The following is a 23,126-nucleotide window of genomic DNA, read 5'->3' on the forward strand; positions in this document are numbered from 1 at the left end:
ACGATCATTTAGGAATCAATATGGATGTATCCATTGATGCAATTACCAATAATATTCAGCTAGCTTTAGCCCCCGTTTTTTTATTAACAGCAGTTGCTACTTTGCTCAATGCCATTTCAGCGCGCTTAGCAAGATCTGTTGATCGCATGCGCTCGATTCAAAAAATCATTCATGTGGATACCAATTTGACAGATGTGGCTCGTGCGCAAATGCGCATTGAAGCCAATGAGGCAAAAGTCCGCGGTCGTTTGTGCACTGCGGCGATCTTTTTTGATGTCTTGAGTGGTTTATTTATTTCCTTGACAGTACTAGAGCTCTTCTTCTTTCAGGCTGGGGCGGTTCGATCACTTCAGACCGCTTATGTCATTTGGACCTTTGTGCTGGGTTTAGTGTCCTTTATGACCTCATTGGGCTTTGTATTGGCAGAGGTGGTATTTGCCTATCGCTCAGCTGGCTGGGACTCCCCCCATCATTAGAGCTTGTTACCATTAAAATTGGTAAAACTTTAATTAAAGACTAAATATGAACAAAATCCTCATTAGTGGTGGCGCAGGCTTTTTAGGTTCCCACCTAACCGAAAGACTTCTCAAAGAGGGTAATGAGGTTTTGGTGGTTGATAATTTCTTTACAGGCAGTAAACAAAATTTAGCGCATTTGTTATCGAATACCAATTTAGAAGTGATGCGTCATGATGTCACTTTTCCTCTGTATGTAGAAACCAATCAGATCTACAACTTGGCTTGTCCTGCATCCCCTGTGCATTATCAGTACGATCCTGTGCAAACTACCAAGACTAGCGTGCATGGTGCGATCAATATGTTGGGTTTAGCAAAGCGTACGCGTGCTCGTATTTTGCAAGCATCAACCAGTGAAGTGTATGGCGATCCAGAAGTCCATCCTCAGCCAGAAGAGTATTGGGGAAGAGTTAATCCAATTGGTATTCGCTCTTGCTATGACGAAGGTAAGCGTTGTGCAGAGACATTATTTTTTGATTACCACCGTCAACATGGTTTAGATATCAAAGTGATTCGGATCTTTAATACTTATGGCCCTCGTATGAATCCACATGATGGGCGCGTAGTGAGTAACTTCATTGTTCAGGCGCTAGAAGGCAAAGACATCACGATTTATGGCGATGGTCAGCAAACGCGTAGCTTTTGCTATGTAGATGATTTGATTGATGCCTTTGTACTGATGATGAATTCTGAGAAGGGTTTTACAGGCCCCGTGAATACTGGTAATCCAGGCGAATTTACGATGCTGCAATTGGCCGAAACAATTTTGCGCCTCTCTGGCAGTAAATCGAAATTGGTCTTTGAGTCACTGCCATCCGATGACCCAAAACAACGTCAACCCAATATCGAGCTCGCTAAGGCAAAACTGGGTTGGGAACCAAAAGTCAATCTTGAGGATGGCCTAAAAGAAACCATTGCCTACTTTAGGAAGGTGCTGGCTTAACTTGCCGTCTCATCCTGTAGAGCGCATTCGCTCTTTTGTCTTAAGGGCGGGCAGAACTACCGCAGGTCAGCAGCGAGCCATCGAGGAGCTGGGGCCACAATTTTTGATCCCCTTTCAAGAGGGGTTTATTGATCTTCAAGCTGTTTTTGGCGGATCCAACAAACCCAAGATTCTGGAAATTGGATTTGGCATGGGCGAGACCACTGCCAAAATTGCAGCCCTGAGAACCGAAGATGATTTTCTGGCAATTGAGGTTCATCCACCAGGTGTGGGTGCGCTACTGAAGTTAATTGGTGAACACCAGCTGACTAATCTGAGATTGATTCGTCATGATGCTGTGGAAGTTTTAGAGAAGATGCTTCCAGAAAATGCCCTGGATGGAATCCATATTTATTTTGCAGATCCTTGGCATAAGAAACGCCATCATAAGCGTCGCCTGATTCAACCTCCCTTTGTAAAGTTGCTGGTCTCTCGCTTAAAGCCAGGCGGCTATCTTCATTTAGCAACAGATTGGCATAACTATGCCGAGCAAATGCTCTTAGTCTTAAATGCGCAATCTACTTTGCAAAATACCTCTGCTCAGCAGATTAAGATCGAGACCTTCAGTGCAGAAGATGTGGCTAAAGACGGTGAGTCTTCAAACGAATTTAAGCCCAGTGCAGCGCAGTTAGAAGCGGATCATGCGGGATATGTAGAAAGACCAGCGTATAGACCGATTACCAAGTTTGAAAACCGTGGCATCAAGCTAGGCCACGGTGTTTGGGATCTGGTCTACATTAAAGCGTGATGCAGACGTACTTCAGTTCTAAGTATTCATCCATACCAAAGACACTACCTTCTCTGCCTAAGCCCGATTGTTTTACTCCACCAAATGGCACAACTTCATTGGCGAGGATGCCGCTGTTCACGCCCACCATACCGTATTCCAAAGCCTCTGCTACTTTCCAGATACGACCGATATCACGGCTATAGAAATAGGAAGCCAAGCCATACTGACTGTTATTGGCTAATTTAACTACTTCTTCATCGCTTTCAAAAGTAATGATCGGCGCAACTGGCCCAAAGGTTTCTTCATAGGTGATGAGCATATCGCTAGTGACATTGTCCAAAATAGTGGGCTCATAGTAAGTGCCTCCTAAAGAAGAGGGCTTGCCGCCAGTCACCAGCTTAGCTCCTTTGCTCAAGGCATCAGCAATATGACGCTCTACTTTTGCAAGGGCTGCTTGATCAATTAAGGGTCCTTGAGAAATGCCAGCATCCATGCCATTACCCACCTTAATTGCTTGAACGGCTTTGGTAAATTTTTCAACAAAGACGGCATGGATTTTTTTATGAACATAGATGCGATTAGCACAAACGCAGGTTTGACCAGAGTTGCGATATTTAGAGGCAATAGCGCCGGCTACTGCAGCATCAATATCAGCATCCTCAAAGACGATGAAGGGAGCATGACCTCCTAATTCCAGGCCAAGCTTTTTCACGGTAGGCGCACATTGCTCCATCAGAATGCGACCCACTTCGGTAGATCCTGTAAATGAGAGGTGACGAACTGTTGGTGAGGCGCACAGTGTTTTACCGATTGCGATTGACTGGTCGGCGTCAGCAGTGATGATATTGACGACACCTGCTGGAATACCAGCGCGTAGGGCTAGTTCTGCAAGTGCCAAGGCTGATAATGGCGTTTGCTCTGCAGGCTTGATCACAATCGTGCAACCTGCTGCCATAGCTGGAGCGATTTTGCGGGTGATCATGGCATTGGGAAAGTTCCAAGGTGTAATCGCTACACAAACACCCACTGGCTGTTTAAGAACCATAAAACGCTTATCGCCCCAGACGGTCGTTGGGATGGTTCCAGAGACTCGCTTAGCCTCTTCTGCATACCATTCGATAAAGGATGCGCCATACACGACTTCACCAGTAGATTCGGTAAGAGGCTTCCCTTGTTCCAAGGTCATCAAAATAGCTAGATCATCTTTGTTCTGCAAAATGAGATCAAACCATTTACGCATGATTCCAGCACGTTCTTTTCCAGTGAGGTTCTTCCATTGCGGTAGCGCTTGATCAGCAGCGGCAATGGCTTTCTCCGCATCTGTAGCACCTAAGTTAGCGACTTGAGCAATGATCTCGCCAGTAGCTGGATTATTGATTGGGAAAGAGGCGCCTGTGCTCGACTTGACCCATTGGTTATCAATGAAGGCCTCTTCTTTGAACAGACTAGGATCTTTTAAGAGCTTGCGAATATCGATTGTTGGCATAGTGAGCTTTAATTAAGTACAAATCAAAAGGAACAAAAAATCATTTTATCCCCCTGAGTTCAATCTTGCTCAATGTTGCATCGCCCAAAAGAAAAAGCCTCCGAGCGTAAAACCTAGAGGCCTAATCAATTTAGTAGTTTTGGGGCTAGCCTGCTTGGATTTCAGTACTGCGTAGGTTTTGGGCAAGGAGATCCAGAACGCCATTGACGTATTTATGGCCATCGGTGCCTCCAAAGGTTTTGGCAAGCTCTACGGCTTCATTGATGGCGACTTTATACGGTACAGACAAGTCCGCAGATAACTCATAAGCACCAATCAGAAGGGCGGCGTGCTCAACGGGAGAAAGCTCATTAATCGGGCGGTCTAATGCGGGTGTAATAAGGGCCTCAAGTTCGTCAGCACGATCTAAAACACCTTCAAAGATGCCTTGAAAAAGTTCTAATTGGCAACGACGAAAAGCCGGGTCTTCAGAGAGTTGTTTAGCAATCGCTGCTTTATTCGGTAGGCTGCCTGCACGACGAGTCACCAAGCTTTGGTAGACACCTTGAAGAGCGTATTCACGAGCGCGACGACGGGGAGTGAGTGAGCGCTTAGGCGGACTCGCTTTGCCATCTTTAGAGACTGGAGTAGTGCTAGGGGTGGGCGCGCTAGATTTTGGATTATTCATGATTACTCTTCGGAGTTGATCTCGATATCAAGATCGGGAGTAAGCGCTAGGGCAAGGTTAGCCATTTCAACGACAGCTTTGGCGCAATCAGCGCCTTTCACGTTAACGCGCACTTGGGCTTGCTCATCTGTATCGCAAGTAAGAACGCCGTTAGCGATAGGCAAGCCAGATTCTAGGCAAATACGGGTAATGCCTGCAGCGGATTCATTGGAGACCAGTTCAAAGTGATAGGTTTCACCGCGGATCACTGCCCCCAGCGCAACAAGACCATCAAACTCGCCAGTCTCAGCCATCTTTTGTAAGGCAAAAGGAATTTCTAGAGCACCTGGAACGGTTACTAATTTAATATCTTCTTGTGCAACACCTAGGGCTAAGAGCTCGGTAATACAGGCATTCGTAAGCGCTGTGCAATGGTCTTCATTAAAGCGGGCTTGCACAATACCAATACGAAGATCTTGGCCATTAAGGTCGGCTGCTAATACGCCAACATAATCATTGTTAGAGCTAGTCATGATGAAAATTTACTTTTCTAAATGGGTTGGTGTGTAAGGAGCATAGCCCGTTATTTCTAATTTGTAACCGGATAGGCTGGGCACTGGACTTGGGTTAGCAAGCAAACGCATTTTGCCTACACCAATATCTTTGAGGATTTGTGCGCCGATGCCATAACTTCTAAAATCAGTCTTACGCGCGAGCGGAGTGGAGTCTTCGGGCTTTGTGCCATTGAGTTTTTGAAACTGGGCTAACCAATCCGCATCGTTAGGAGCAGCAATACCAGAGGCATTGAGTAGAACGGCAACACCAGCCCTAGAAGCGGCAATCTGCTGTAGGGCCTGAGCTAGAGGCCAAGAGTGTGTACTGACATTGGCGTCTAAGAAATCTAATACTGTCACTGGCTCATGCACACGCACTAAAGTTTCTTGATCTTCGGAAGGCTTGCCATGGACTAGCGCAATATGAATGCAAGCACTAGGTTTGTCGCGATAGATAACGCCATTGAACTTACCCCAAGGTGTGATGAACTCACGTTCACCTTCACGCACCACAATACTTTCATGCTGGCTACGGTATTGAATCAAGTCAGCAATGCTACCAATTTTGAGTTGATGCTCTTTGGCAAACTCCAGTAAGTCTGGAAGACGCGCCATACTGCCATCGTCTTTCATAATTTCGCAAATCACTGAGGTGGGAGAGCAGCCTGCCATGGCTGCTAAATCGCAACCTGCTTCAGTATGTCCTGAACGAATCAATACCCCACCAGGTTGTGCCATCAAAGGAAAGACATGACCTGGTTGTACGAGATCGCTCGGTTTAGCATTGGGTGCCACCGCAGTTTTAATAGTGAGTGCTCGATCAGCTGCAGAAATACCCGTTGTCACTCCAGTAGCCGCCTCAATCGAGACTGTGAAATTAGTTCCCATGGCGGTACCGTTATCACGAACCATTAGTGGCAGATTTAATTGTTGGCAACGCTCACGAGTCAGAGTGAGACAAATCAGGCCACGACCATGCTTCGCCATGAAATTGACGGCATCAGCTGTGACATGGTCGGCAGCCAAGACAAGATCACCCTCGTTTTCACGATCTTCTTCATCGACCAAAACTACCATTCGGCCAGCACGGAGCTCGGCAATGATTTCTTCGGTAGGGGCTAGTTTATTTGGCATAGCCCTCTATTTTAAGCTGATGAGCCAATTACTGTGATCTCTTACGGCAATCCCTCTAGTTTCTGACAAGAAGTGCCCAGCAAGGGTGTTTTGGAAGCTAGAGGGAGTCTTGAAAATGGGCGATGTCCTTGCCTTCTCAATATTTCAAAACAGTCAAATGGAAGCAGGGGCATGAAATACCAACCTATTCCCAAAAAAATACCCAAGGTGGATTCATTTTGCTCGAAGTCTTGGTGGCGATGAGTTTGATCGTGGGTAGTTGGATGGGAATGATCCATATCTATCAGGGATTAGCTTTGCGACAAACCCAGTTGCAGGTCAAAAAAGTAGAACTTCGAAAGGAATCAGATGTTTTTGAAATTAGCGATCATGCCCGCAATATGCCCAATATTTCTAATGGCGCGGTGAAGAATGAGTCTACTCGAATGTCTAGTCGGAATCGCTCTATGCATGGCGCTTCTCAATCCACTACTCAAAACCAGCGCTGAGTTAGTGACAAAGCAAATTCAGTATGAGAAAACGCAAGCCTTAATTTCAGAAGGGGACAGAGCTTTAGAGTTAATGGGGCGCGCGATTCGGATAGCGGGCTATTCTAATATCAGGGCACATCAAGTGCGAAGCAAAAAATTGAATACTCAAGAGTTTATTCAGATTCAGAAAAAATCCGGATACCGATCATCTGATTCTTTAACAATTAAACATGGCCTTTCAGATGGCATTGATTTTGATTGCATTGGTAATGTGCTGACTCAAGATCGTACAAAAAATCAGTTAGCACACCAGGGATTTTTGGTCGAGCGCCAAGCGGGTATGCCGAAGGGGGTCAAGGTAAATGGTGGATCCTTGAAGTGCCAATCACTCGATCGTCAAGGACGTATTCAGAACACAACACTCATGAATGGCGTCAATCTCTTGACTATTGAGGAGATGTATTCATCACAAGGCAGAACGGATTCAGGCCAAAGAATATATAGGGTTGTTCTACAGATGACAGATGGACATTTGCTCCATCTGGATATGGAACGTAGCTTTGCCACTAGGAATTTATTGTGATCTTGGCATGGGTTCTTTCCTTATTAATGCTGTGCTCATCATTAATTATTTATTTGGAGCGCATGGCATCACTATCCATCGTAGAGCTCAATACGATGACAGCTGCACGTCGAGGATTTATTGCTGCTGACAAAGCGGTTGTGGAGTGTGAAAACAATATTTCTAATCTTGCTGCTCTGACAGAGAATGCTTGCTTTATTCAGCCTGCTGGAAAAAATATTTGGCTAATCACTAGCAAGCAAAAGCCTGGAGTACAAGTACATGTTTTCTTGGATGAAAAAACTGGGGTAGCAACACGTTTAAATTGGCGTCAAGTATTTGAGTAAGAGTTTACAAGTGCGCGACGATAGCCAGTTTGGCGGTAGCTTACTCGAGTTAATGGCAGTTGTCTTGATCGTAGCCATTATGGCGGTGGTAGCTATGCCACGCTTGCAAGAACAAATAGCTGCACGAGAAATTGAAACAATAGCGAGACGATTTATTGCTCATGCACACTTTGCCCGTAATCAAGCTTTGCAATTAGGCGAACCAGTACTAATAACTCCTCGCTCAGATAATGCGTGGGAAACGGGCTGGTTGGTAAAAAGTGCTTGTATTGGGAAAGTCCCTAAAGTGGGATGTGTTAGCAAGAGCTGGTTTTCTCAAGAAAAGATCTCACCGATTTATTTCAAGGGTGGTGGAAAAGGTTTTACTGATCCCCATTCAAATCAAAAGGGTATTTTGTTTAATGCTGCAGGGGCTGCCAAAACGGGCCAGGGCGGTTTTGTGGCTAATCGATTGATCTTGGGCCACCAAAGAGCTCCAGATCTCGAGCGGCAGCTGATATTGGGTAGTGGTGGGCGTTGGCGGATTTGCGATCCCAGTACGGACGCAAAGCGCTGCAAATAATCCCTAGCCTGAACCACCAACTTCTTTAAATTTGGCGATTGCTCAAACAATCGGTTTTAATAGACCCATGTATAGCGCAGTCGACCACCAATTTATGAGCGAGGCTTTGGCCCAGGCTCAAAAATCCCTCTATTTATCCAATCCTAATCCTCGCGTAGGTTGTGTGATTGTGAGAGATGGCCAAGTCATTGGGCGCGGCCATACTCAAAAAGTAGGCGGGCCTCATGCAGAGGTGCAGGCATTGGCTGATGTCAAAGCAAAGGGGCTGAATGCACAAGGCGCTACCGTGTACGTCACATTAGAGCCATGTAGTCATACTGGGCACACGCCGCCTTGTGTAGATGCCTTGATTGAATCAAAGCCTGCTTTGGTAGTGATTGCGATGACTGACCCTAATCCTTTGGTAGCCGGTCAAGGCATAGAGCGTTTAAGAGCGGCGGGTATCGAGGTGCGTTGCGGACTATTAGAGCCTGAAGCTCAAAACTTAAATCGTGGATTTATTTCTCGAATGACGCGAGGTCTACCTTGGGTACGTTTAAAAATTGCTGCCAGTCTTGATGGCAAGACTGCTTTGCCAAATGGGCAGAGTCAGTGGATTACAGGCTCACTTGCTCGTGCTGATGGCCATCATTGGCGTGCACAAGCCTGTGCAATTGTGACGGGCGTGGGCACCGTAAAAGAAGATGATCCGACTCTGAATGTGAGAGATGTGCAAACGGATCGGCAGCCATTCAAAATTATTATTGATTCCAAACTCGAGATCCCTCCCTCTGCCAAGATTCTGAAGAATCTGGATGAAGCAGGTGTGCTGATTGTTTGTGCTGATCTGAGTAGTCCTGAGCAACAACAAAAAGCAAAAGTATTTCAGGGGCGCGGCATTGAAGTGATTGCCATGGCAAATCCCCAGGGCAAAGTCGATTTATCGAAATTGTTTGCCTACCTTGCGCAAGAACGTGAGATGAATGAGATTCATATTGAGTCTGGCTTTAAGTTAAATGGCTCAATGCTCAGAGAACACTGTGTAGATGAATTATTGCTTTACTACGCACCCTTCTTTATGGGTGAAGGCATTGGTATGGCCAATGTCAGCCCATTACAAAATCTAGACCAACGCCAGGATTGGCAAATCATTGATCAAAGCCTCTTTGGCCCTGATTTACGACTTCGCCTGATTCGGAATTAAAATCACGATATGTTTACCGGAATCATTACTGCCGTAGGTCAGATCAAAAGTACTCAAGCGAAGGGTGATGGCTTGCAATTGCAACTAGAAGTGCCTGCAGGGTATTTAGATGATGTCGCGCTGGGCGATAGCATTGCAATACAAGGTGCTTGCATGACGGCTACGCAGATTAAAGGCAATACGTTTGCTTTAGATATTTCTAGAGAGTCTTTAAGTAAGACAGTGGGCTTAGATAAAATTGGCCCTGTCAATTTAGAGAAAGCGCTGCGTTTAAATGATCGCTTGGGTGGCCATTTAGTGAGCGGTCATGTGGATGGCGTTGGTAAAGTAGTTCACTTTGCCCAAGTGGCAGCAGATGCCTATGGTTCTTGGCTTTTGCGCATCGAGGCACCGAAAGCCTTAGCCGCATTCTTGGCCTACAAAGGATCCATCGTCGTTAATGGTGTTTCATTGACGGTGAATAAAACCGAAGATACGACTACCGCATGCTTAGTGGATATCAATATCATCCCCCATACACTTGAGAAGACGACACTGGGTAACTTAAAGCAAGGTGACTTAGTTAATCTAGAGATTGATTTAATTGCGCGTTATGTGGCGCGGATGATGAGCAACCCTTAAGCGCTTGGTACCACGAAGCAATTAGTGCCAATTGGCAGTCTCCCCAAGATATAAAAAATCAATATAGAAATGCCAGCTTTATTGCTAACAATAGGGTTGTATTTAATATTAAAGGCAATAATTACCGTTTAATTGTGGCGGCTGCCTACCGGATTGGTGTGCTCTACATAAAATTTATAGGCACACATGCTGCATATGACAGGATTGATGCAAATACAGTGAGGATGGAGGGTATATGAAAAGCTTAAGACCGATTCGTACCGAAGATGAATACGAAGCAGCATTAGCTGAGGCCTCTGATTTTGTAGATCAGGAGCCATTACCTGGCACAAAAAAAGCAGATCGATTTGAAATGCTATTAATGTTGATCGAGGCTTATGAAGCTAAGCATTACTTAATAGCTCCACCAGATCCTATTGAAGCTATTAAGTTTCGAATGGAGCAATCCGGCTTAACTCCTAAAGATTTGCAACCCATGATCGGTGGATTAAATCGTGTTTATGAAATCCTAAATCGTAAACGGCCATTAACTTTAAAAATGATTTGGAAGTTACATTCCATGCTCGGAATACCAGCGCAAAGCTTGATTAAGCAAGCGGATCAGTTGTACGCAGCGTAACTTTAGTTTTTACGATACCTTGTAGGATCACTCAGATTGGCTTGCTTAAAGCCTACTTGTCGTAAGCGACAAGATTCACATTCTCCGCAAGCTTCGCCTAAATCATTGGCTTGATAGCAAGAAACCGTTTGGGAGTAATCGACACCTAAGGTAGTGCCTAATTCAATAATCTGCGCCTTACTCATATGGATGATGGGGGCATGCACTCTAAAGCGATTCTCGTGATTAATAGCTTCTACCCCTGCTTTGGTAGCTAGGTTCGCCATCTCTTCAAAAGAGGCAACATACTCTGGGCGGCAGTCTGGGTAACCAGAATAGTCAACGGCATTAGCGCCGTAAAAGACATCTAATCCACCGAGTGACTCAGCCCAGCCTAAAGCTAGTGAGAGCATGATCGTATTGCGTGCTGGAACGTAAGTTACCGGAATCTCATGATCATTGCCTGGAGTGATGGGGATGGCAATTGCTGAATCAGTGAGTGCAGAGCCGCCGAAGCGAGTGAGATCTAGGTTCACAACTTCATGTCGAATCACACCCATCTTTTTCGCAATATGTTTGGCAGCAGCCAATTCAGAAGAATGGCGCTGACCGTAGCTCACTGATAGTACGTACGGCGCATATCCAAGATCTTTTGCTAAAGCCAGAATGGTGCTGGAGTCTAGACCACCTGAAAATAAGATTACTGCAGGCGCATTGGGTTTGCGTGGCGCAAACTGTTCAAAGGCTGCAGACAACGAGGACATTACGTAAGAAGGGATTACTTCGTTGCAGAAATCAGAGATTGCGCTTGCTGTGCAGCATCGCTATCGGGATACTTCGCGACGATATCGCTAAAGATTTTCTTAGCGGCTGCTTTGTTTCCACTCTCTAATTGGCAGTTACCTAAAGTAAGCATGGCTGCTGGAACGCGAGGATGATTTGGGAAGCGCGATATCAAGGATTGCAGTTGTGCAATAGCACCTTTGTAATCTTTGTTGGCATATTTACTATTACCACCCCAGAAGAGCGCTAATGGAAGGTAAGGACTCTTTGGGTATTTACTGGCAAAGGCGGAGAAACCATCTTCCGCTCTTTTAAGATTACCGGCTTGGAATGCTTTTAAGGCATCGTCATACGCTTTTTTCTCAGCGGGTTGAATAACGCCACTAACGCCTTCAATGGTGATGCTACGGGGCTCAAAACTACCCATACGATTATCGAGATCTTGGTAATAGGTCTTTTGGCTAGTGCTTATATCTTCACCTTGTTTTTCTAGATTCTCAATTTTGCCGCGTAGCTCTGCATTTTCAGATTTGAGTTTGTCAATCTGGCCTTGGAGTTCAAGCTGAGTCGTGGCAACCGTTTTGCGTAGATCCAATATGGCTCTGCGAGCCTCATCATCATCAAAGAGAGCCCAGGCGCTAGAAGAGCTTCCCAAACAAATGACAACAGTACTTAAACAAAACGCTCGTGAGAGCGTTTGTTTATTAAGAGAAGAAAGCGTCAGCATTAGTTTGTAATATAGACAATGTCAGCGCGGCGGTTTTCTGCCCAAGCTGCTTCATTATTGCCATCCGCTTTTGGTTTTTCTTTACCAAAGCTCACTGCTTCCATTTGGTCATTAGAAACACCCATCAAGTTCAATGATTTACGAACTGCTTCTGAACGACGTTGACCCAATGCTAAGTTGTACTCAGCTGTACCACGATCATCGGTATTACCCTGAATGATAATTTTTTGTTTTGGATTAGCCTTAAGGTAACCAGCATGAGCTGACAACATTTTTTGATATTTCGTCTCAACGTTGTATTCGTCAAGACCAAAGTAAACACTTTTCTCATACAGCGGGCTCTTTGGATCATTCCATGGCTGTGAGCCAAAGTTACTGTTAGCGCCATCTACGTCATCGAGCTTTACGCCTGATGAGCAAGCTACCAAAAGTGCAGTTGCTCCTAAGAGTGCAAATGTAGCGGCACGGCGTGCGATTGAGATTGTCATTTGGGTTCCTTCTTCCTACAAATTAGTAAATAAATTAGTTGATGGTTAATATTTTAACCCCCAAGAGGCCTAAAAATGACTAAATCGCTATAAAAATCAGGGCAATCTAGTCAGGCAATTATTAATCCATGAAGGGACCCCAGGATGGCTGACGGACGTCAGAGCCTGGAATACTCAATACCTGCTTCGAGTTGCCATCGACGGATACAGCCGCTAAGACCCGCTTACCACCGACCTTAGTCGAGTAGAGGACATACTTTCCATTAGCAGCAAAGGATGGTGATTCATCAGAAGTACCATCAGTTAGTGCTTGTGTATCTCCGGTGGCTAAGTTCATGATGTAGAGGCGGAAGGCGCCACCGACATTGGCGATATAGGCTAAATATTTTCCATCTGGAGAAATGCGAGGAGAAGTTACAAAGCCTTGCTTAAAGCTAACCCGTTTTGCGCCTTCCACTTGTTCGCCTTCTGCGCTCATGCGATAAATCTGGGGATTACCACCACGATCGCTTGTGAAATAGATATAACGACCATCTGGTGAATATTGTGGCTCCGTATCAATCGTGTTGCCGCGAGTCAAGCGCTGTAAGCCAGATCCGTCAGCATTGATGACATAGATTTGGGTATTGCCATCTTTAGATAAGGAGATGGCCAGTTTTCTACCATCCGGTGACCAAGCAGGTGCGCTGTTATTGCCCTTTTGGTTCGATAGAGCAATACGACGACCGGTTGCTAATTCATGCACATAGATAACGGGCTTACGATCTTCAAAAGAAACGTAGGCTACTTTTTTACCATCAGGTGACCATGATGGAGAAATAATAGGATCACTACTAGCCATAGCATTGCGAATATTCTGCCCATCTGCATCGGAGATCACTAGGCGAAAACGTTTGCCATCCTTGATTACATAAGACAAGCGCGTAGAGAAAATACCGCGCTCACCTAATAACTTCATGATGATGTCATCGGCAATTTTGTGCGCGGCTGCACGAAGATTGTCCGCGCTAGAGTTGATGTTCAAGCCACCCAGACTTTGGGATTTGCGAATATCAAACAGTTTGTATTGAATATCAAATTGACCACTACCTTTTTCCACTACAGAGCCTACTACTAAGGCATCAGCACCTCGGGCAGCCCAAGACTTGAAGTTTGGTGTGCCTTCATCACTTTCGCTAGCATTGCCGTTCTCTGTGTTTTTAAAGTAACCGCTACGAGCTAAATCCTGACGAATGATGTCAGTGATGCTAGTAGGCAATTTATTTTCATCTTTAAATCGCATCACTGCGATTGGATAGAGTGATTGACCAACCCCAGTAATTTCAATGCTCATTTGCGCAAAGCTTGGCAAGCTCAATAAGCTCAGCGTCGTGGCGCTCAGAATCAGAATAGTTTTTTGCAAAGTACGTGCGATTGAATTCATCATATTTTGATATTTACTTTGGTTTTAATTTCAGTTCAGGGGTCAATGTTGGAAATTGTCCATTGTCATCTCTTGGCAAACTTTGGGTTGCATCGATAGCACTCAAAACCGCTTGATCCCAAGCATTATCGCCGCTACTAGATGTCATTGTCCTTGAAAGGATAGCGCCATCTGGAGCTAAGCGCACCTGTACAACGGTTTGTTTGTTACCTTTAAAAGAATCTGCGTTAAAGGTGATATTGGCACGAACCTTTTTAATGACTTTATCGCTCCAGCCTGGGGGCGCGTTGCCGCCACCACCAACGCCGCTACCTACAGAGCCGCCAGTACCACCATCCTTGGCGGCCATGCCGCGCAGGCTAGCAATGTTGGCTTCGCGTCGCTTATCTGCTTCCGCATTGGCTTTAATTTGAGCTGGAGTGAGTGCCGCTGGCTTAGGGGGCTCTGCCTTCTTTGGAGGCTCGACTTTTTTAGGCATCTCTTTTGGTGGAGGTGGCGTTATAGCCTTAGGCACTTCCTTGATTACTTCTTTTTTTGGAGGTTCTTTTTCTACTGGTTTTTTCTTCACTGCGATATCGGCAGCTTCTTCTTTGAATTCGGTTTTGAGTTCAGGTACTGGTGGCGTTTCTACTTGCTGAGAGGAGTCCCATAACTCAACTTCTATTCCGGCGGGTGTACTGTTATTCCAGCTAATACCAATGACCAAGAAAGCAAGTAAGCCTAAATGCGCAATTAAAGAAAAAGTAAAGGCGCGCTTAGTACTTTCTTCTTTGGTTAGGCGACCACGCTCACGACCGCCTCGGCCAAAAGGATTTTGTGAAAGTTGTGCGCTAGTCATTGCCAAGAGTTACAGTATGGAAGCTTATTGACTCTTAACGGCAAGGCCTACGCGTTTGACGCCATTCTCTTTAAGCTTAGACATCACATCCATCACCACTTCATATTTGATGGACTTGTCTGCAGCTAATACGACAGGCTGCTCAGCAGACTTTTCAGCTTGAGATCGGGCAAAAGCACCAAGCTCAAATTTATCGAGCGTTTGAACGGGCTCACCATCTTTACGAACGATGACTTTTTCATTGACGTCGATCGTCAGAAATACTGGTGGTAATGATTGCACTTTAGCGCCACCCACTGTTGGAAGATTCACAACGCCAGGATTGACCATGGGTGCGGTAACCATAAAAATTACCAAGAGCACGAGCATCACATCAATGTAAGGAACCACATTGATGTCAGACATTGCCCGACGTTTATTTTTACGTAATGAAGAGGCGGCCATAACTTTTTCTCTTATCGCCCAGCAGTTTGACGTTGCAAAATATTGGTGAACTCTTCAATGAAGGTTTCAAAACGAATCGATAGACGATCCACATCGGTAGCTGCGCGGTTGTAAGCAACCACTGCAGGAATTGCGGCAAACAAGCCAATCGCCGTTGCAATCAATGCTTCTGCAATACCAGGTGCTACTGCAGAGAGCGTTGCGTTTTGTACGTTTGCTAAACCGCGGAAGGAATGCATGATTCCCCAAACCGTTCCAAACAAACCAATGTAAGGAGAGACAGAACCAACAGAAGCCAAGAAAGGCAGGTTCGCTTCCAAGGTATCCATTTCACGCTGATAGGTTGCTTTCATAGCGCGACGGGCAGCATCGATTTCCCGAACTTTCATGAACTCTTGCATGCCTGCTTCAAAGATGTGCTCTAGAACCGCATCGCTACGGGTATTGCGCTGTGCTGACTCTAAGAGGGTACCCAAGTCGCCACCAGACCAGAAATCGCGCTCAAATCGCTCTGTATCCTTCCTGACGCCTCGCAAAATAGCAGTTTTCTTAAAAATGATGGTCCAAGAGGCAACCGACATAGCCATTAATAACAACATGACTAACTGGACTAATAGGCTGGCATTGAGGACTAGGGAGAGGAAGGATAGGTCTTGTGTAGTGTTCATGGTGAGTTTTGTATGATGTAGGTTGATTTTACTAAAGCAGTTCAACTACATCAGGATTATCGCTATGTTTGACCGTCAAAATACTTTATCTAAAACCGACCCAGAGTTATGGGCAGCGATTCAGAACGAGAATCGTCGTCAAGAAGACCATATTGAGCTGATTGCCTCCGAAAACTATACCTCTCCAGCAGTAATGCAGGCTCAGGGCTCCCAGTTAACGAATAAGTATGCAGAAGGCTATCCAGGCAAGCGTTACTACGGCGGTTGTGAATTCGTGGACGTGGCTGAGCAATTGGCGATTGATCGTGTGAAGGCGCTTTATGGCGCTGAAGCAGCTAATGTGCAACCCCATTGTGGTGCGTCTGCCAATCAAGCAGTGTTCTTGGCATTCTTAAAGCCTGGTGACACCTTTATGGGAATGAGCTTAGCTGATGGTGGTCATTTAACGCATGGAATGGCCTTGAACATGAGTGGTAAGTGGTTTAACCCCATTTCCTATGGGCTCGATAAAAACGAAGCGATCGATTACGAGCAAATGGAACGTTTGGCGCGTGAACATAAGCCCAAATTAATTATCGCTGGAGCATCCGCCTACTCTCTAGTAATCGATTGGGAGCGTATTGGTAAGTTAGCAAAAGAAGTGGGTGCCATTTTTATGGTGGATATGGCGCATTACTCTGGTCTGATTGCCGCTGGTGTTTATCCAAACCCAGTACCGCATGCCGACATCGTGACTTCAACAACCCACAAGAGTTTGCGTGGTCCACGTGGTGGCATTATCTTGATGAAAGCCGAGCACGAGAAGGCTATTAATTCTGCAGTATTCCCTGGCTTGCAAGGCGGCCCATTGATGCATGTGATTGCTGCTAAAGCCACTGCATTTAAAGAAGCGCAAGAACCAGGCTTTATCGACTATCAAAAGCAAGTAGTGGCTAATGCCAAAGCTTTGGCAGGGACTTTAATTGAGCGTGGCCTGCGGATTGTCTCGGGCGGCACAGACTCCCATGTGATGTTAGTAGATTTACGTGCTAAAAAAATGACTGGTAAAGAGGCTGAAAAAGTCTTAGGTGATGCACATATCACTTGCAACAAAAATGGCATTCCAAATGATCCAGAAAAACCCATGGTGACGAGCGGTATTCGTTTAGGATCGCCAGCAATGACGACTCGTGGATTTAAAGAAGCTGAAGCAAGACAGGTTGGTAATTTCATTGCGGATGTTTTAGATAATCCACATGATCCAGACAATATTGCTAAGGTTCGTGCGCAAGTAGCTGAGTTAACCAAGCGCTTCCCAGTTTACGGTTAAGCAAGAAGGCTCACATTGCGCTGCCCTTTTTGCCATAACGACGATACCCAGGTTCTCGATACCAGGGTATCGGATGAGGGCGATACCATTCGCCGTCGTCGCCGTTGTTCCAAGTGCGATAAACGCTTTACTACCTATGAGCGGATTGAATTAGCGCTGCCAGCCATCGTTAAGAAAAACGGTAGCCGAGTTGAATATAGTCACGATAAGTTGGTGAGCTCAATAAAGTTAGCCTTGCGTAAACGCCCAGTGTCATCAGATTCTGTAGATGAATCGATTGCGCGTATCGAAGAAAAATTACTCAGTCTGGGCGAAAAAGAAATTCCTAGTGAGCGCGTTGGAGAGCTGGTGATGCGTGAGCTCAAGCGTTTAGACAAAGTAGCCTATATCCGCTTTGCCTCTGTCTACAGAAGTTTTGCAGACATTGAGTCCTTTGAGAGTGCGCTTAAAGAGTTGAAATGAGTAACGATTTGAGTGGGCGTTTAATCTGCCTAAAAATAAAAAAGGACTGTAATGCAGTCCTTTTTTTGAATCAAATTTTAATAAATTGAATAACTTATTTCAGTTCAGCAAAGATTGAAGTAGTAATGTCCTCAACGCTACCAGTACCACTCACTTTGCGATAGGCTGGTGCTTTTACTTTGTCTGCAGGATTTGCTTTAGCGGCCCAGCTGGAGTAGTAATCCACTAATGGACGAGTTTGATCGTCATAAACCTGAAGACGTTTACGTACGGTTTCTTCTTTGTCATCATCACGCTGAATGAGAGGGTCGCCAGTTACATCATCTTTACCCTCTACCTTTGGTGGGTTGTACTTGATGTGATAAGTACGGCCTGAAGCTGGATGAACTCGGCGTCCCCCCATGCGATCGATGATGACATCAAAAGGTACATCGATTTCTAAGACGTAGTCGATCGGCACCCCAGCATCTTTCATGGCTTGTGCTTGTGGAATCGTTCTAGGAAAACCATCAAACAAGTACCCTTTGCTGCAGTCAGGCTGGGTCAAGCGATCTTTTACTAAACCGATGATGATGTCATCTGATACAAGACCGCCAGCATCCATAATTTTTTTAGCGGCAATGCCAAGTTCTGTGCCTGCCTTAACGGCGGCACGCAACATGTCTCCCGTAGAGATTTGTGGAATCGCAAATTTTTCGCAAATGAACTGGGCTTGTGTTCCCTTGCCAGCACCTGGTGCACCGAGCAGAATCAATCGCATTATTTTCCCCTTAGAAGACTTGTCATTGTCATGGATTTTTTTAGGAACCTATATACCTTGTTCCTAGGATTATCCCCAAGTAAACCCCAGCCGAATCAAGATTTGCTGAGGATCAGCCTGACTCTCTCTAGGTCCTCAGGGGTATCGACCCCAGCAGGAGGCGCCTTTGGGGCGATATGAACAGCGATGCGATAGCCATTCCATAGCGCTCTGAGTTGCTCCAGTGCTTCTGCTTGTTCGGGAGGTGCAGACTCTAGACGCGTATAAGCTTGTAAAAAATCTGCGCGATAGGCATAGATACCTAAATGGCGTAAATGAGCAGTCTTCACTTTCATATTCTGATCACGCACAAACGGAATGGCTGCTCGCGAAAAATACAGAGCCTCATTGTTTCGATTGAGTACTACTTTCACCACATTCGGATTTGTAATTTCCGCAGGATTGGTGATTGGTGTAGCAACAGTGGAGATCGCGCAACTAGAATTATCAGCCAAGGTTTGTGCGACTTGATTAATGAGCTCTGGAGGAATGAGGGGCTCATCACCCTGAACATTAACCACAATTGCATTAGGTGGCAATTGAAGTAATTGTGACACTTCAGCAATACGATCGGTTCCCGTGGGATGATCTGGACTAGTGAGTAAGCATTCAATCCGATGTTCATCACATGCCGCCTGAATTTCTGGTGAGTCGGTGGCTACCACCACACTTTGTGCATTTGATAGTTTGGCGCGTTCAGCAACTCTTATCACCATCGGTTTGCCACCTAAATCAGCCAGTGGTTTGCGAGGTAAGCGAGTTGAACCTAAGCGCGCAGGAATGACCACTAAAAATTCAGGGGCCTTGGATGTATTACTCATCAGATTATTAATAAGTAAATCTTAGAATTCGTCAGCGCTAATGCTGCGTGCTTCATCTACCATCATTACGGGAATGTCATTGCGAATCGGGTACGCCAAGCGATCTGCTTTGCAAATCAACTCATTTTTTTCTGCATTTAAATGCAAAGGACTTTTGCACAAAGGGCAGACCAAAATATCGAGAAGGCGTTTATCCATGATGTGTCGTGTTTCGTATGAAGTTGTCAGGTATATGAATTACAAAGTGTAACGGTTTGGATCGGGTCTTTGGAGGATAGATTGCAGCCACTCAGCCAGGCTATCCGAAATACGCAAGCTCATGGGAACTACCCAAATACGCTCATCATTAATTCCGGCGCACTTCACGGCGTCTTTTTCAGTAATGAGGATGCAACTCGCGTTCATTGAGCTAAAGAACGCGGCTGTAAATGTCGCATGATCTGGAAGAGGGATGCACTTGCTAGCGATGCCGTGTTTAAGCAGATCATCAAAAAAGCCCTGCGGGTTACCCAATGCGGCGACAGCGGTAATCTTATTGGGCAAGTAAGTACTTGCAATCGATTCTAGACTTTGCGTATTGCTTGGATTGATTAATTGATAGGGTGTGTCTAATTCTCCGGTCATGCTGAAAGCACGGCGCCCTAAAAAATATTCATCGAGTAAACCATGAGATTTGCTAGCCTTTTGTTTGCCAGTCAGTAAGGTAGCATCTCGTTCACGACTGGCAGACTCACGCAATGGCCCTGCGGGTAATAAGAAACCATTACCTTCACCCCGAGCATCGCGCACAACAAATTCAATATCACGGCCACCTTCACGTGCGGGCCAGCGAACCAAACCTTGATGTTGCAAGCCATCATCGCTGATGATGACATTCACTTCAGGTGAATGCTTTAGCAGCGCCCGAATCGATAGATTGCGTTTTGGAAATACCCAAATCGGAAATTGATCATGAGTCCGTTTTGCAATGAGCACGGGTTCGTCACCCACCTCAGTAGGATCAGAATCGCTATGCACCTGTTGAGGACTTATTTTTAATGTGGAGCCATAGCCTCGGCTAATAATTCCGGGTTTCCAACCGAGCTGACTTAAGCGTTCTGCTAATGCAATAACGATGGGTGTTTTACCAGTGCCACCAACACGAATATTGCCAACAATGATGATAGGAACAGGCGCCGATTTTTGTTTACTAATTCCTAGATCTTGAATCAGTTTTCGTACACGTAGTACGAGTCCATGTATCCAAGAGAGAGGCCACAACACAATACTTGTTGGCCCACGTCTTTCCCAAAACTGGGGTGCTTTGCGAAAGAAAGAAATTGACATTGGCTTAATTATTTTTTTGTTTGACTGCTAAAGACAATGTTCGATAGATTAGCATCGCGGGCTGCTTCTAGGGCGCTCATCACTGCTTGGTGTGGCGCTCTGGCATCAGCATCAATATTAACTTGCATGGCATTGGGTGCATCTTTAGAGGAGCCACTTTGATTGCTTAGTTGGTTGAGTAATGCGCTCAACTGGCTGCGGTCGGCAACCTTGCCATTGACCGCAAAACGACCATCACGACTCACCGCAATATGAATTTGTTTTACTTCCGCTTGTGACTCGCTGCCATTAGCAGTAGGTAAGGTGATTGCCAATTCTTGAAAACGGGTAAACGTGGTGGAAATCATTAAGAAAATGAGTACTACCAACAGCACATCAATAAATGGAATGAGATTGATCTCGGGCTCTGCAGGGCTCGCAATTTCCCCAAGAGAAAATTTTCTGCGAGCGTGTGAATCTAACCAACTCATGGCGAAGTATTAGACTCTGTAGTTGGATAGAGTTTTTTAAATAGCTGCCTTGTAAATTCTTCACACTCGCGTTGACGCTGATTAGCCAGAGCACGTAAGCCACGCCAAGCTGCTAATGCAGGAATCGCGATTAATAATCCAAATGCAGTGTTGTATAGCGCTACAGAAATGCCATGCGCTAATTGCTGTGGACTACCAGCGCCACCATTGATGGCGCCTTGGCTACCAAAGATCTCAATCATGCCCACGACGGTGCCAAATAAGCCGAGTAGCGGGGCAATAGTGGCGATTGTGGCTAGGATGCCTAAATAGCGATCGAGTTTTAACCAGACGGATTGTGCAGTGGCTTGTAATTCTTCGATGGCGGAGTCAGCGCTATTGCCGTTTAATTTCTCACGCAAGAGGCAAGCAAATAGACTGCCTGCAGGGGAAGTTTGTTTGAGGGCGGCAATTTCCGAATCAGGGATGGATTTGCCGCTAGAAATAGCATTTGCCAAGCCAAAGGCAGTTTCAAGGCAATCTCTGGGAAAAACCTGAATTTGACGCAAATACCAGGCTCGCTCAATGACAATAGCCAATCCCAGGATCGAAATTATCAGAAGAGGCCAGATCGGCCAGCCGGCAGACAGTAAGATTGAGTACATAAGCTCAGTACTTTAGCTGAATTAAAAAAGCGTTTTCTGAAAGCTAGCCTGTGGATAACTCTGTGTGTAACTTTTTTAGGATGGCGCCGTAAGTCATTGATTGATCGTAGAGTGGGGTTATTTAGGGGTAAATTACTTAAAATAGGCTCTTTAATTTACCTATAATAATCAATAGCTTAACATGTATATGTTGGATTTATGAGACGTTTTGGGTGAGTGATTACTCACTTATTTAAGGTAAATTGAGAGTCTGTGGGCTTCTGTGGATATTTATGGCGCTCCCAGCCTTATGTTTTAAAAGATAAAGAGAAAAAATGTCGGAAATATCAAGGGAAGTCCTCACTGTTGGCGATCTAAACCGCGCCATTGCAGCCTCCTTAGAAGAGCGTTTCGATACCGTCTTGGTTAGCGGGGAGATTTCGAACTTCAAGGCTTATGACAGTGGGCACTGGTACTTCTCTCTGAAGGATGAAGAGGGGCAAATTAAATGCGTCATGTTCCGTGGTCGCAATGGCCAAGTCGGGTTTATGCCCCAATCGGGGGATTTAGTAGAAGTCAGTGCCAACTTAGGGATGTACGTTCCCAGGGGTGACATACAGCTCACCATTCAATCCTTGCGCCGTGCTGGGATGGGTGGTTTATACGAGGCCTTTTTAAAGCTCAAAGCCAAATTAGCCAAAGAGGGTTTATTTGATGTTGAGCGCAAGCGCGAGATTCCATCGCATCCACGATCGATTGGCATTATTACGTCACCACAAGCAGCAGCATTAAAAGATGTTTTAACTACGCTGGCTAGAAGAGCGCCCCATATTCCGATTGTGATTTATCCGACCTTGGTACAAGGACCGGATGCGCCTGCCGGAATTATTTCCGCGCTGAAAGCGGCTGAAAAAGAAAAAGCAGTCGATGTTATTTTATTGGTACGAGGTGGTGGCAGTATTGAAGATCTCTGGGCATTTAATGATGAGCAATTGGCATATGCGATTGCTCAATCGAGCATTCCAATAGTCAGTGGTGTCGGTCATGAAACCGATGTCACCATCGCAGACTTTGTTGCAGACTTGCGTGCACCAACACCAACAGGCGCAGCAGAGTTAGCAGCGCCACGCAAAGATCAGATGCTCCAAGAGTTGGAAGCCATCAAACATGCGATGTTGCAACGTGTACGTCAACGTGTTGAGCGTGAGGCGCAAACTTTAGATCAATTGGCACTCCGCTTAAGCCATGCGCTGCCGAATCCAGAGCGGATGCGTGAGCAGATTACGAACTGGCAATTACGCCTTGGGCAAGCCTGGTCAGTCAGGATGGATTCTTGGAAACGCAATCAGGTCCATTTCCAGTCCCAGTTAGAGATGCTGAACCCTCAGCGCACCCTAGAGCGGGGTTATGCCGTCATCCTCAACGTTGCTGAAGGTTTGCATGCAGTGCGAGAACCAGGCGAACTTACTATTGGCCCTGAATATGAAATTCGGCTTGCGAAGGGTAATGCCAATGTCAAGTTGGGTGAAGTCAAAACTCAACAGTAATGCGCCTA

Annotated in this window: 30 protein-coding genes and 1 pseudogene; 14 read left to right on the top strand and 17 right to left on the bottom strand. The window is 45.7% G+C overall.

Annotated features, from left to right (window positions below):
• The first annotated feature begins 20 nt into the window (after positions 1 to 20).
• Genes ICN38_RS02750 through trmB form a run of 3 tightly spaced genes read left to right on the top strand, consistent with a single transcriptional unit; the run spans position 21 to position 2,245 of the window.
• Positions 21 to 476, top strand: a complete 456-nt coding sequence (locus tag ICN38_RS02750) for a DUF2721 domain-containing protein (protein ID WP_216254769.1) — start codon at positions 21 to 23, stop codon at positions 474 to 476.
• A 46-nt stretch (positions 477 to 522) separates the two neighbouring features.
• Positions 523 to 1,458 (top strand): UDP-glucuronic acid decarboxylase family protein, encoded by a 936-nt coding sequence (locus ICN38_RS02755; RefSeq protein WP_216254772.1) that lies wholly within the window; start codon positions 523 to 525, stop codon positions 1,456 to 1,458.
• Position 1,459: 1 nt separating this feature from the next.
• Positions 1,460 to 2,245 carry a tRNA (guanosine(46)-N7)-methyltransferase TrmB gene (trmB, locus tag ICN38_RS02760; RefSeq protein ID WP_255562676.1) on the top strand — a complete coding sequence of 262 codons (786 nt, stop codon included), beginning with the start codon at positions 1,460 to 1,462 and terminating at the stop codon, positions 2,243 to 2,245.
• On the opposite strand, the gene ICN38_RS02765 is transcribed toward trmB, so the two are convergent.
• The 4 genes from ICN38_RS02765 to ribBA form a co-directional block, all read right to left on the bottom strand.
• A complete protein-coding gene (locus tag ICN38_RS02765) occupies positions 2,235 to 3,713 on the bottom strand; it encodes an NAD-dependent succinate-semialdehyde dehydrogenase (protein ID WP_216254775.1) in 1,479 nt (492 codons plus the stop codon). The genes trmB and ICN38_RS02765 overlap by 11 nt on opposite strands.
• 145 nt (positions 3,714 to 3,858) lie before the next feature.
• Positions 3,859 to 4,380: a transcription antitermination factor NusB gene (gene nusB, locus ICN38_RS02770; protein ID WP_216254777.1), complete on the bottom strand. Its 522-nt coding sequence runs from the start codon at positions 4,378 to 4,380 to the stop codon at positions 3,859 to 3,861.
• A 2-nt stretch (positions 4,381 to 4,382) separates the two neighbouring features.
• Positions 4,383 to 4,892 (bottom strand): 6,7-dimethyl-8-ribityllumazine synthase, encoded by a 510-nt coding sequence (gene ribH / locus ICN38_RS02775; protein ID WP_216254779.1) that lies wholly within the window; start codon positions 4,890 to 4,892, stop codon positions 4,383 to 4,385.
• 9 nt (positions 4,893 to 4,901) lie between these two features.
• The gene (gene ribBA / locus ICN38_RS02780) at positions 4,902 to 6,047 is read right to left on the bottom strand and encodes a bifunctional 3,4-dihydroxy-2-butanone-4-phosphate synthase/GTP cyclohydrolase II (protein ID WP_216254782.1); all 1,146 of its coding nucleotides are present in this window, start codon (positions 6,045 to 6,047) and stop codon (positions 4,902 to 4,904) included.
• Positions 6,048 to 6,169: 122 nt separating this feature from the next.
• On the opposite strand from ribBA, the gene ICN38_RS02785 reads away from it, so the two are divergent.
• From ICN38_RS02785 to ICN38_RS02820, 8 genes and pseudogenes are all read left to right on the top strand, one after another.
• Positions 6,170 to 6,535 carry a type II secretion system protein gene (locus ICN38_RS02785; RefSeq protein ID WP_216254785.1) on the top strand — a complete coding sequence of 122 codons (366 nt, stop codon included), beginning with the start codon at positions 6,170 to 6,172 and terminating at the stop codon, positions 6,533 to 6,535.
• On the top strand, positions 6,459 to 7,100 hold the full coding sequence (locus ICN38_RS02790; protein WP_216254788.1) for a hypothetical protein: 642 nt from the start codon (positions 6,459 to 6,461) through the stop codon (positions 7,098 to 7,100). The genes ICN38_RS02785 and ICN38_RS02790 overlap by 77 nt, the downstream gene beginning before the upstream one ends.
• A 62-nt stretch (positions 7,101 to 7,162) precedes the next feature.
• A complete protein-coding gene (locus ICN38_RS02795; protein WP_255562677.1) occupies positions 7,163 to 7,426 on the top strand; it encodes a hypothetical protein in 264 nt (87 codons plus the stop codon).
• Positions 7,419 to 7,988: a Tfp pilus assembly protein FimT/FimU gene (locus ICN38_RS02800; RefSeq protein ID WP_255562678.1), complete on the top strand. Its 570-nt coding sequence runs from the start codon at positions 7,419 to 7,421 to the stop codon at positions 7,986 to 7,988. Before ICN38_RS02795 ends, ICN38_RS02800 begins: the two co-directional genes overlap by 8 nt.
• Before the next feature lie 67 nt (positions 7,989 to 8,055).
• Positions 8,056 to 9,171: a bifunctional diaminohydroxyphosphoribosylaminopyrimidine deaminase/5-amino-6-(5-phosphoribosylamino)uracil reductase RibD gene (gene ribD, locus ICN38_RS02805; RefSeq protein ID WP_216255214.1), complete on the top strand. Its 1,116-nt coding sequence runs from the start codon at positions 8,056 to 8,058 to the stop codon at positions 9,169 to 9,171.
• Positions 9,172 to 9,180: 9 nt separating this feature from the next.
• Positions 9,181 to 9,792 carry a riboflavin synthase gene (locus ICN38_RS02810; RefSeq protein ID WP_216254796.1) on the top strand — a complete coding sequence of 204 codons (612 nt, stop codon included), beginning with the start codon at positions 9,181 to 9,183 and terminating at the stop codon, positions 9,790 to 9,792.
• Positions 9,774 to 10,031: pseudogene (locus ICN38_RS02815) on the top strand (type II toxin-antitoxin system HigB family toxin); the annotation flags it as partial. The gene ICN38_RS02810 and the pseudogene ICN38_RS02815, both read left to right, overlap by 19 nt.
• Positions 10,028 to 10,411 (top strand): type II toxin-antitoxin system HigA family antitoxin, encoded by a 384-nt coding sequence (locus ICN38_RS02820; protein WP_216254797.1) that lies wholly within the window; start codon positions 10,028 to 10,030, stop codon positions 10,409 to 10,411. The pseudogene ICN38_RS02815 and the gene ICN38_RS02820, both read left to right, overlap by 4 nt.
• 2 nt (positions 10,412 to 10,413) lie before the next feature.
• Here the strand turns inward: ICN38_RS02820 and queC are convergent, their stop codons facing one another.
• The 7 genes from queC to tolQ form a co-directional block, all read right to left on the bottom strand.
• Positions 10,414 to 11,154: a 7-cyano-7-deazaguanine synthase QueC gene (queC, locus tag ICN38_RS02825; RefSeq protein WP_216254800.1), complete on the bottom strand. Its 741-nt coding sequence runs from the start codon at positions 11,152 to 11,154 to the stop codon at positions 10,414 to 10,416.
• Between the two features lie 14 nt (positions 11,155 to 11,168).
• Complete coding sequence (ybgF, locus tag ICN38_RS02830; RefSeq protein WP_216254803.1) at positions 11,169 to 11,900, bottom strand: tol-pal system protein YbgF; 732 nt, start codon at positions 11,898 to 11,900, stop codon at positions 11,169 to 11,171.
• Positions 11,900 to 12,388, bottom strand: coding sequence for a peptidoglycan-associated lipoprotein Pal (gene pal, locus ICN38_RS02835; protein ID WP_216254806.1), 489 nt, complete (start codon positions 12,386 to 12,388; stop codon positions 11,900 to 11,902). Before pal ends, ybgF begins: the two co-directional genes overlap by 1 nt.
• 121 nt (positions 12,389 to 12,509) lie before the next feature.
• Positions 12,510 to 13,814 (bottom strand): Tol-Pal system beta propeller repeat protein TolB, encoded by a 1,305-nt coding sequence (gene tolB, locus ICN38_RS02840; RefSeq protein ID WP_216254809.1) that lies wholly within the window; start codon positions 13,812 to 13,814, stop codon positions 12,510 to 12,512.
• Positions 13,815 to 13,824: 10 nt separating this feature from the next.
• Entirely contained in the window at positions 13,825 to 14,649 is an 825-nt protein-coding gene (locus ICN38_RS02845; protein WP_216254812.1) for an energy transducer TonB, read from the bottom strand.
• 24 nt (positions 14,650 to 14,673) lie between these two features.
• Complete coding sequence (locus ICN38_RS02850) at positions 14,674 to 15,093, bottom strand: ExbD/TolR family protein (RefSeq protein ID WP_216254816.1); 420 nt, start codon at positions 15,091 to 15,093, stop codon at positions 14,674 to 14,676.
• Positions 15,094 to 15,104: 11 nt separating this feature from the next.
• A complete protein-coding gene (gene tolQ / locus ICN38_RS02855) occupies positions 15,105 to 15,761 on the bottom strand; it encodes a protein TolQ (protein ID WP_216254819.1) in 657 nt (218 codons plus the stop codon).
• Positions 15,762 to 15,825: 64 nt separating this feature from the next.
• On the opposite strand from tolQ, the gene glyA reads away from it, so the two are divergent.
• Positions 15,826 to 17,070, top strand: a complete 1,245-nt coding sequence (gene glyA, locus ICN38_RS02860; RefSeq protein WP_216254821.1) for a serine hydroxymethyltransferase — start codon at positions 15,826 to 15,828, stop codon at positions 17,068 to 17,070.
• 15 nt (positions 17,071 to 17,085) lie between these two features.
• A complete protein-coding gene (nrdR, locus tag ICN38_RS02865; protein WP_216254823.1) occupies positions 17,086 to 17,532 on the top strand; it encodes a transcriptional regulator NrdR in 447 nt (148 codons plus the stop codon).
• Between the two features lie 94 nt (positions 17,533 to 17,626).
• Here the strand turns inward: nrdR and adk are convergent, their stop codons facing one another.
• The 6 genes from adk to ICN38_RS02895 form a co-directional block, all read right to left on the bottom strand.
• The gene (gene adk / locus ICN38_RS02870) at positions 17,627 to 18,292 is read right to left on the bottom strand and encodes an adenylate kinase (protein ID WP_216254827.1); all 666 of its coding nucleotides are present in this window, start codon (positions 18,290 to 18,292) and stop codon (positions 17,627 to 17,629) included.
• Positions 18,293 to 18,387: 95 nt separating this feature from the next.
• Positions 18,388 to 19,152, bottom strand: coding sequence for a 3-deoxy-manno-octulosonate cytidylyltransferase (gene kdsB / locus ICN38_RS02875; protein WP_216254829.1), 765 nt, complete (start codon positions 19,150 to 19,152; stop codon positions 18,388 to 18,390).
• 21 nt (positions 19,153 to 19,173) lie between these two features.
• Entirely contained in the window at positions 19,174 to 19,350 is a 177-nt protein-coding gene (locus ICN38_RS02880) for a Trm112 family protein (RefSeq protein WP_216254833.1), read from the bottom strand.
• Between the two features lie 39 nt (positions 19,351 to 19,389).
• The gene (lpxK, locus tag ICN38_RS02885; protein ID WP_216254836.1) at positions 19,390 to 20,478 is read right to left on the bottom strand and encodes a tetraacyldisaccharide 4'-kinase; all 1,089 of its coding nucleotides are present in this window, start codon (positions 20,476 to 20,478) and stop codon (positions 19,390 to 19,392) included.
• Positions 20,479 to 20,486: 8 nt separating this feature from the next.
• Complete coding sequence (locus ICN38_RS02890) at positions 20,487 to 20,948, bottom strand: biopolymer transporter ExbD (protein WP_216254839.1); 462 nt, start codon at positions 20,946 to 20,948, stop codon at positions 20,487 to 20,489.
• Complete coding sequence (locus tag ICN38_RS02895) at positions 20,945 to 21,592, bottom strand: MotA/TolQ/ExbB proton channel family protein (protein WP_216254842.1); 648 nt, start codon at positions 21,590 to 21,592, stop codon at positions 20,945 to 20,947. The genes ICN38_RS02890 and ICN38_RS02895 overlap by 4 nt, the downstream gene beginning before the upstream one ends.
• Before the next feature lie 314 nt (positions 21,593 to 21,906).
• Between ICN38_RS02895 and xseA the strand changes: the two genes are divergently transcribed.
• Positions 21,907 to 23,118 (top strand): exodeoxyribonuclease VII large subunit, encoded by a 1,212-nt coding sequence (xseA, locus tag ICN38_RS02900; protein ID WP_216254845.1) that lies wholly within the window; start codon positions 21,907 to 21,909, stop codon positions 23,116 to 23,118.
• Positions 23,119 to 23,126 lie beyond the last annotated feature (8 nt).

This window comes from Polynucleobacter sp. AP-Melu-500A-A1 (genome assembly GCF_018882125.1).
Classification (GTDB): domain Bacteria; phylum Pseudomonadota; class Gammaproteobacteria; order Burkholderiales; family Burkholderiaceae; genus Polynucleobacter.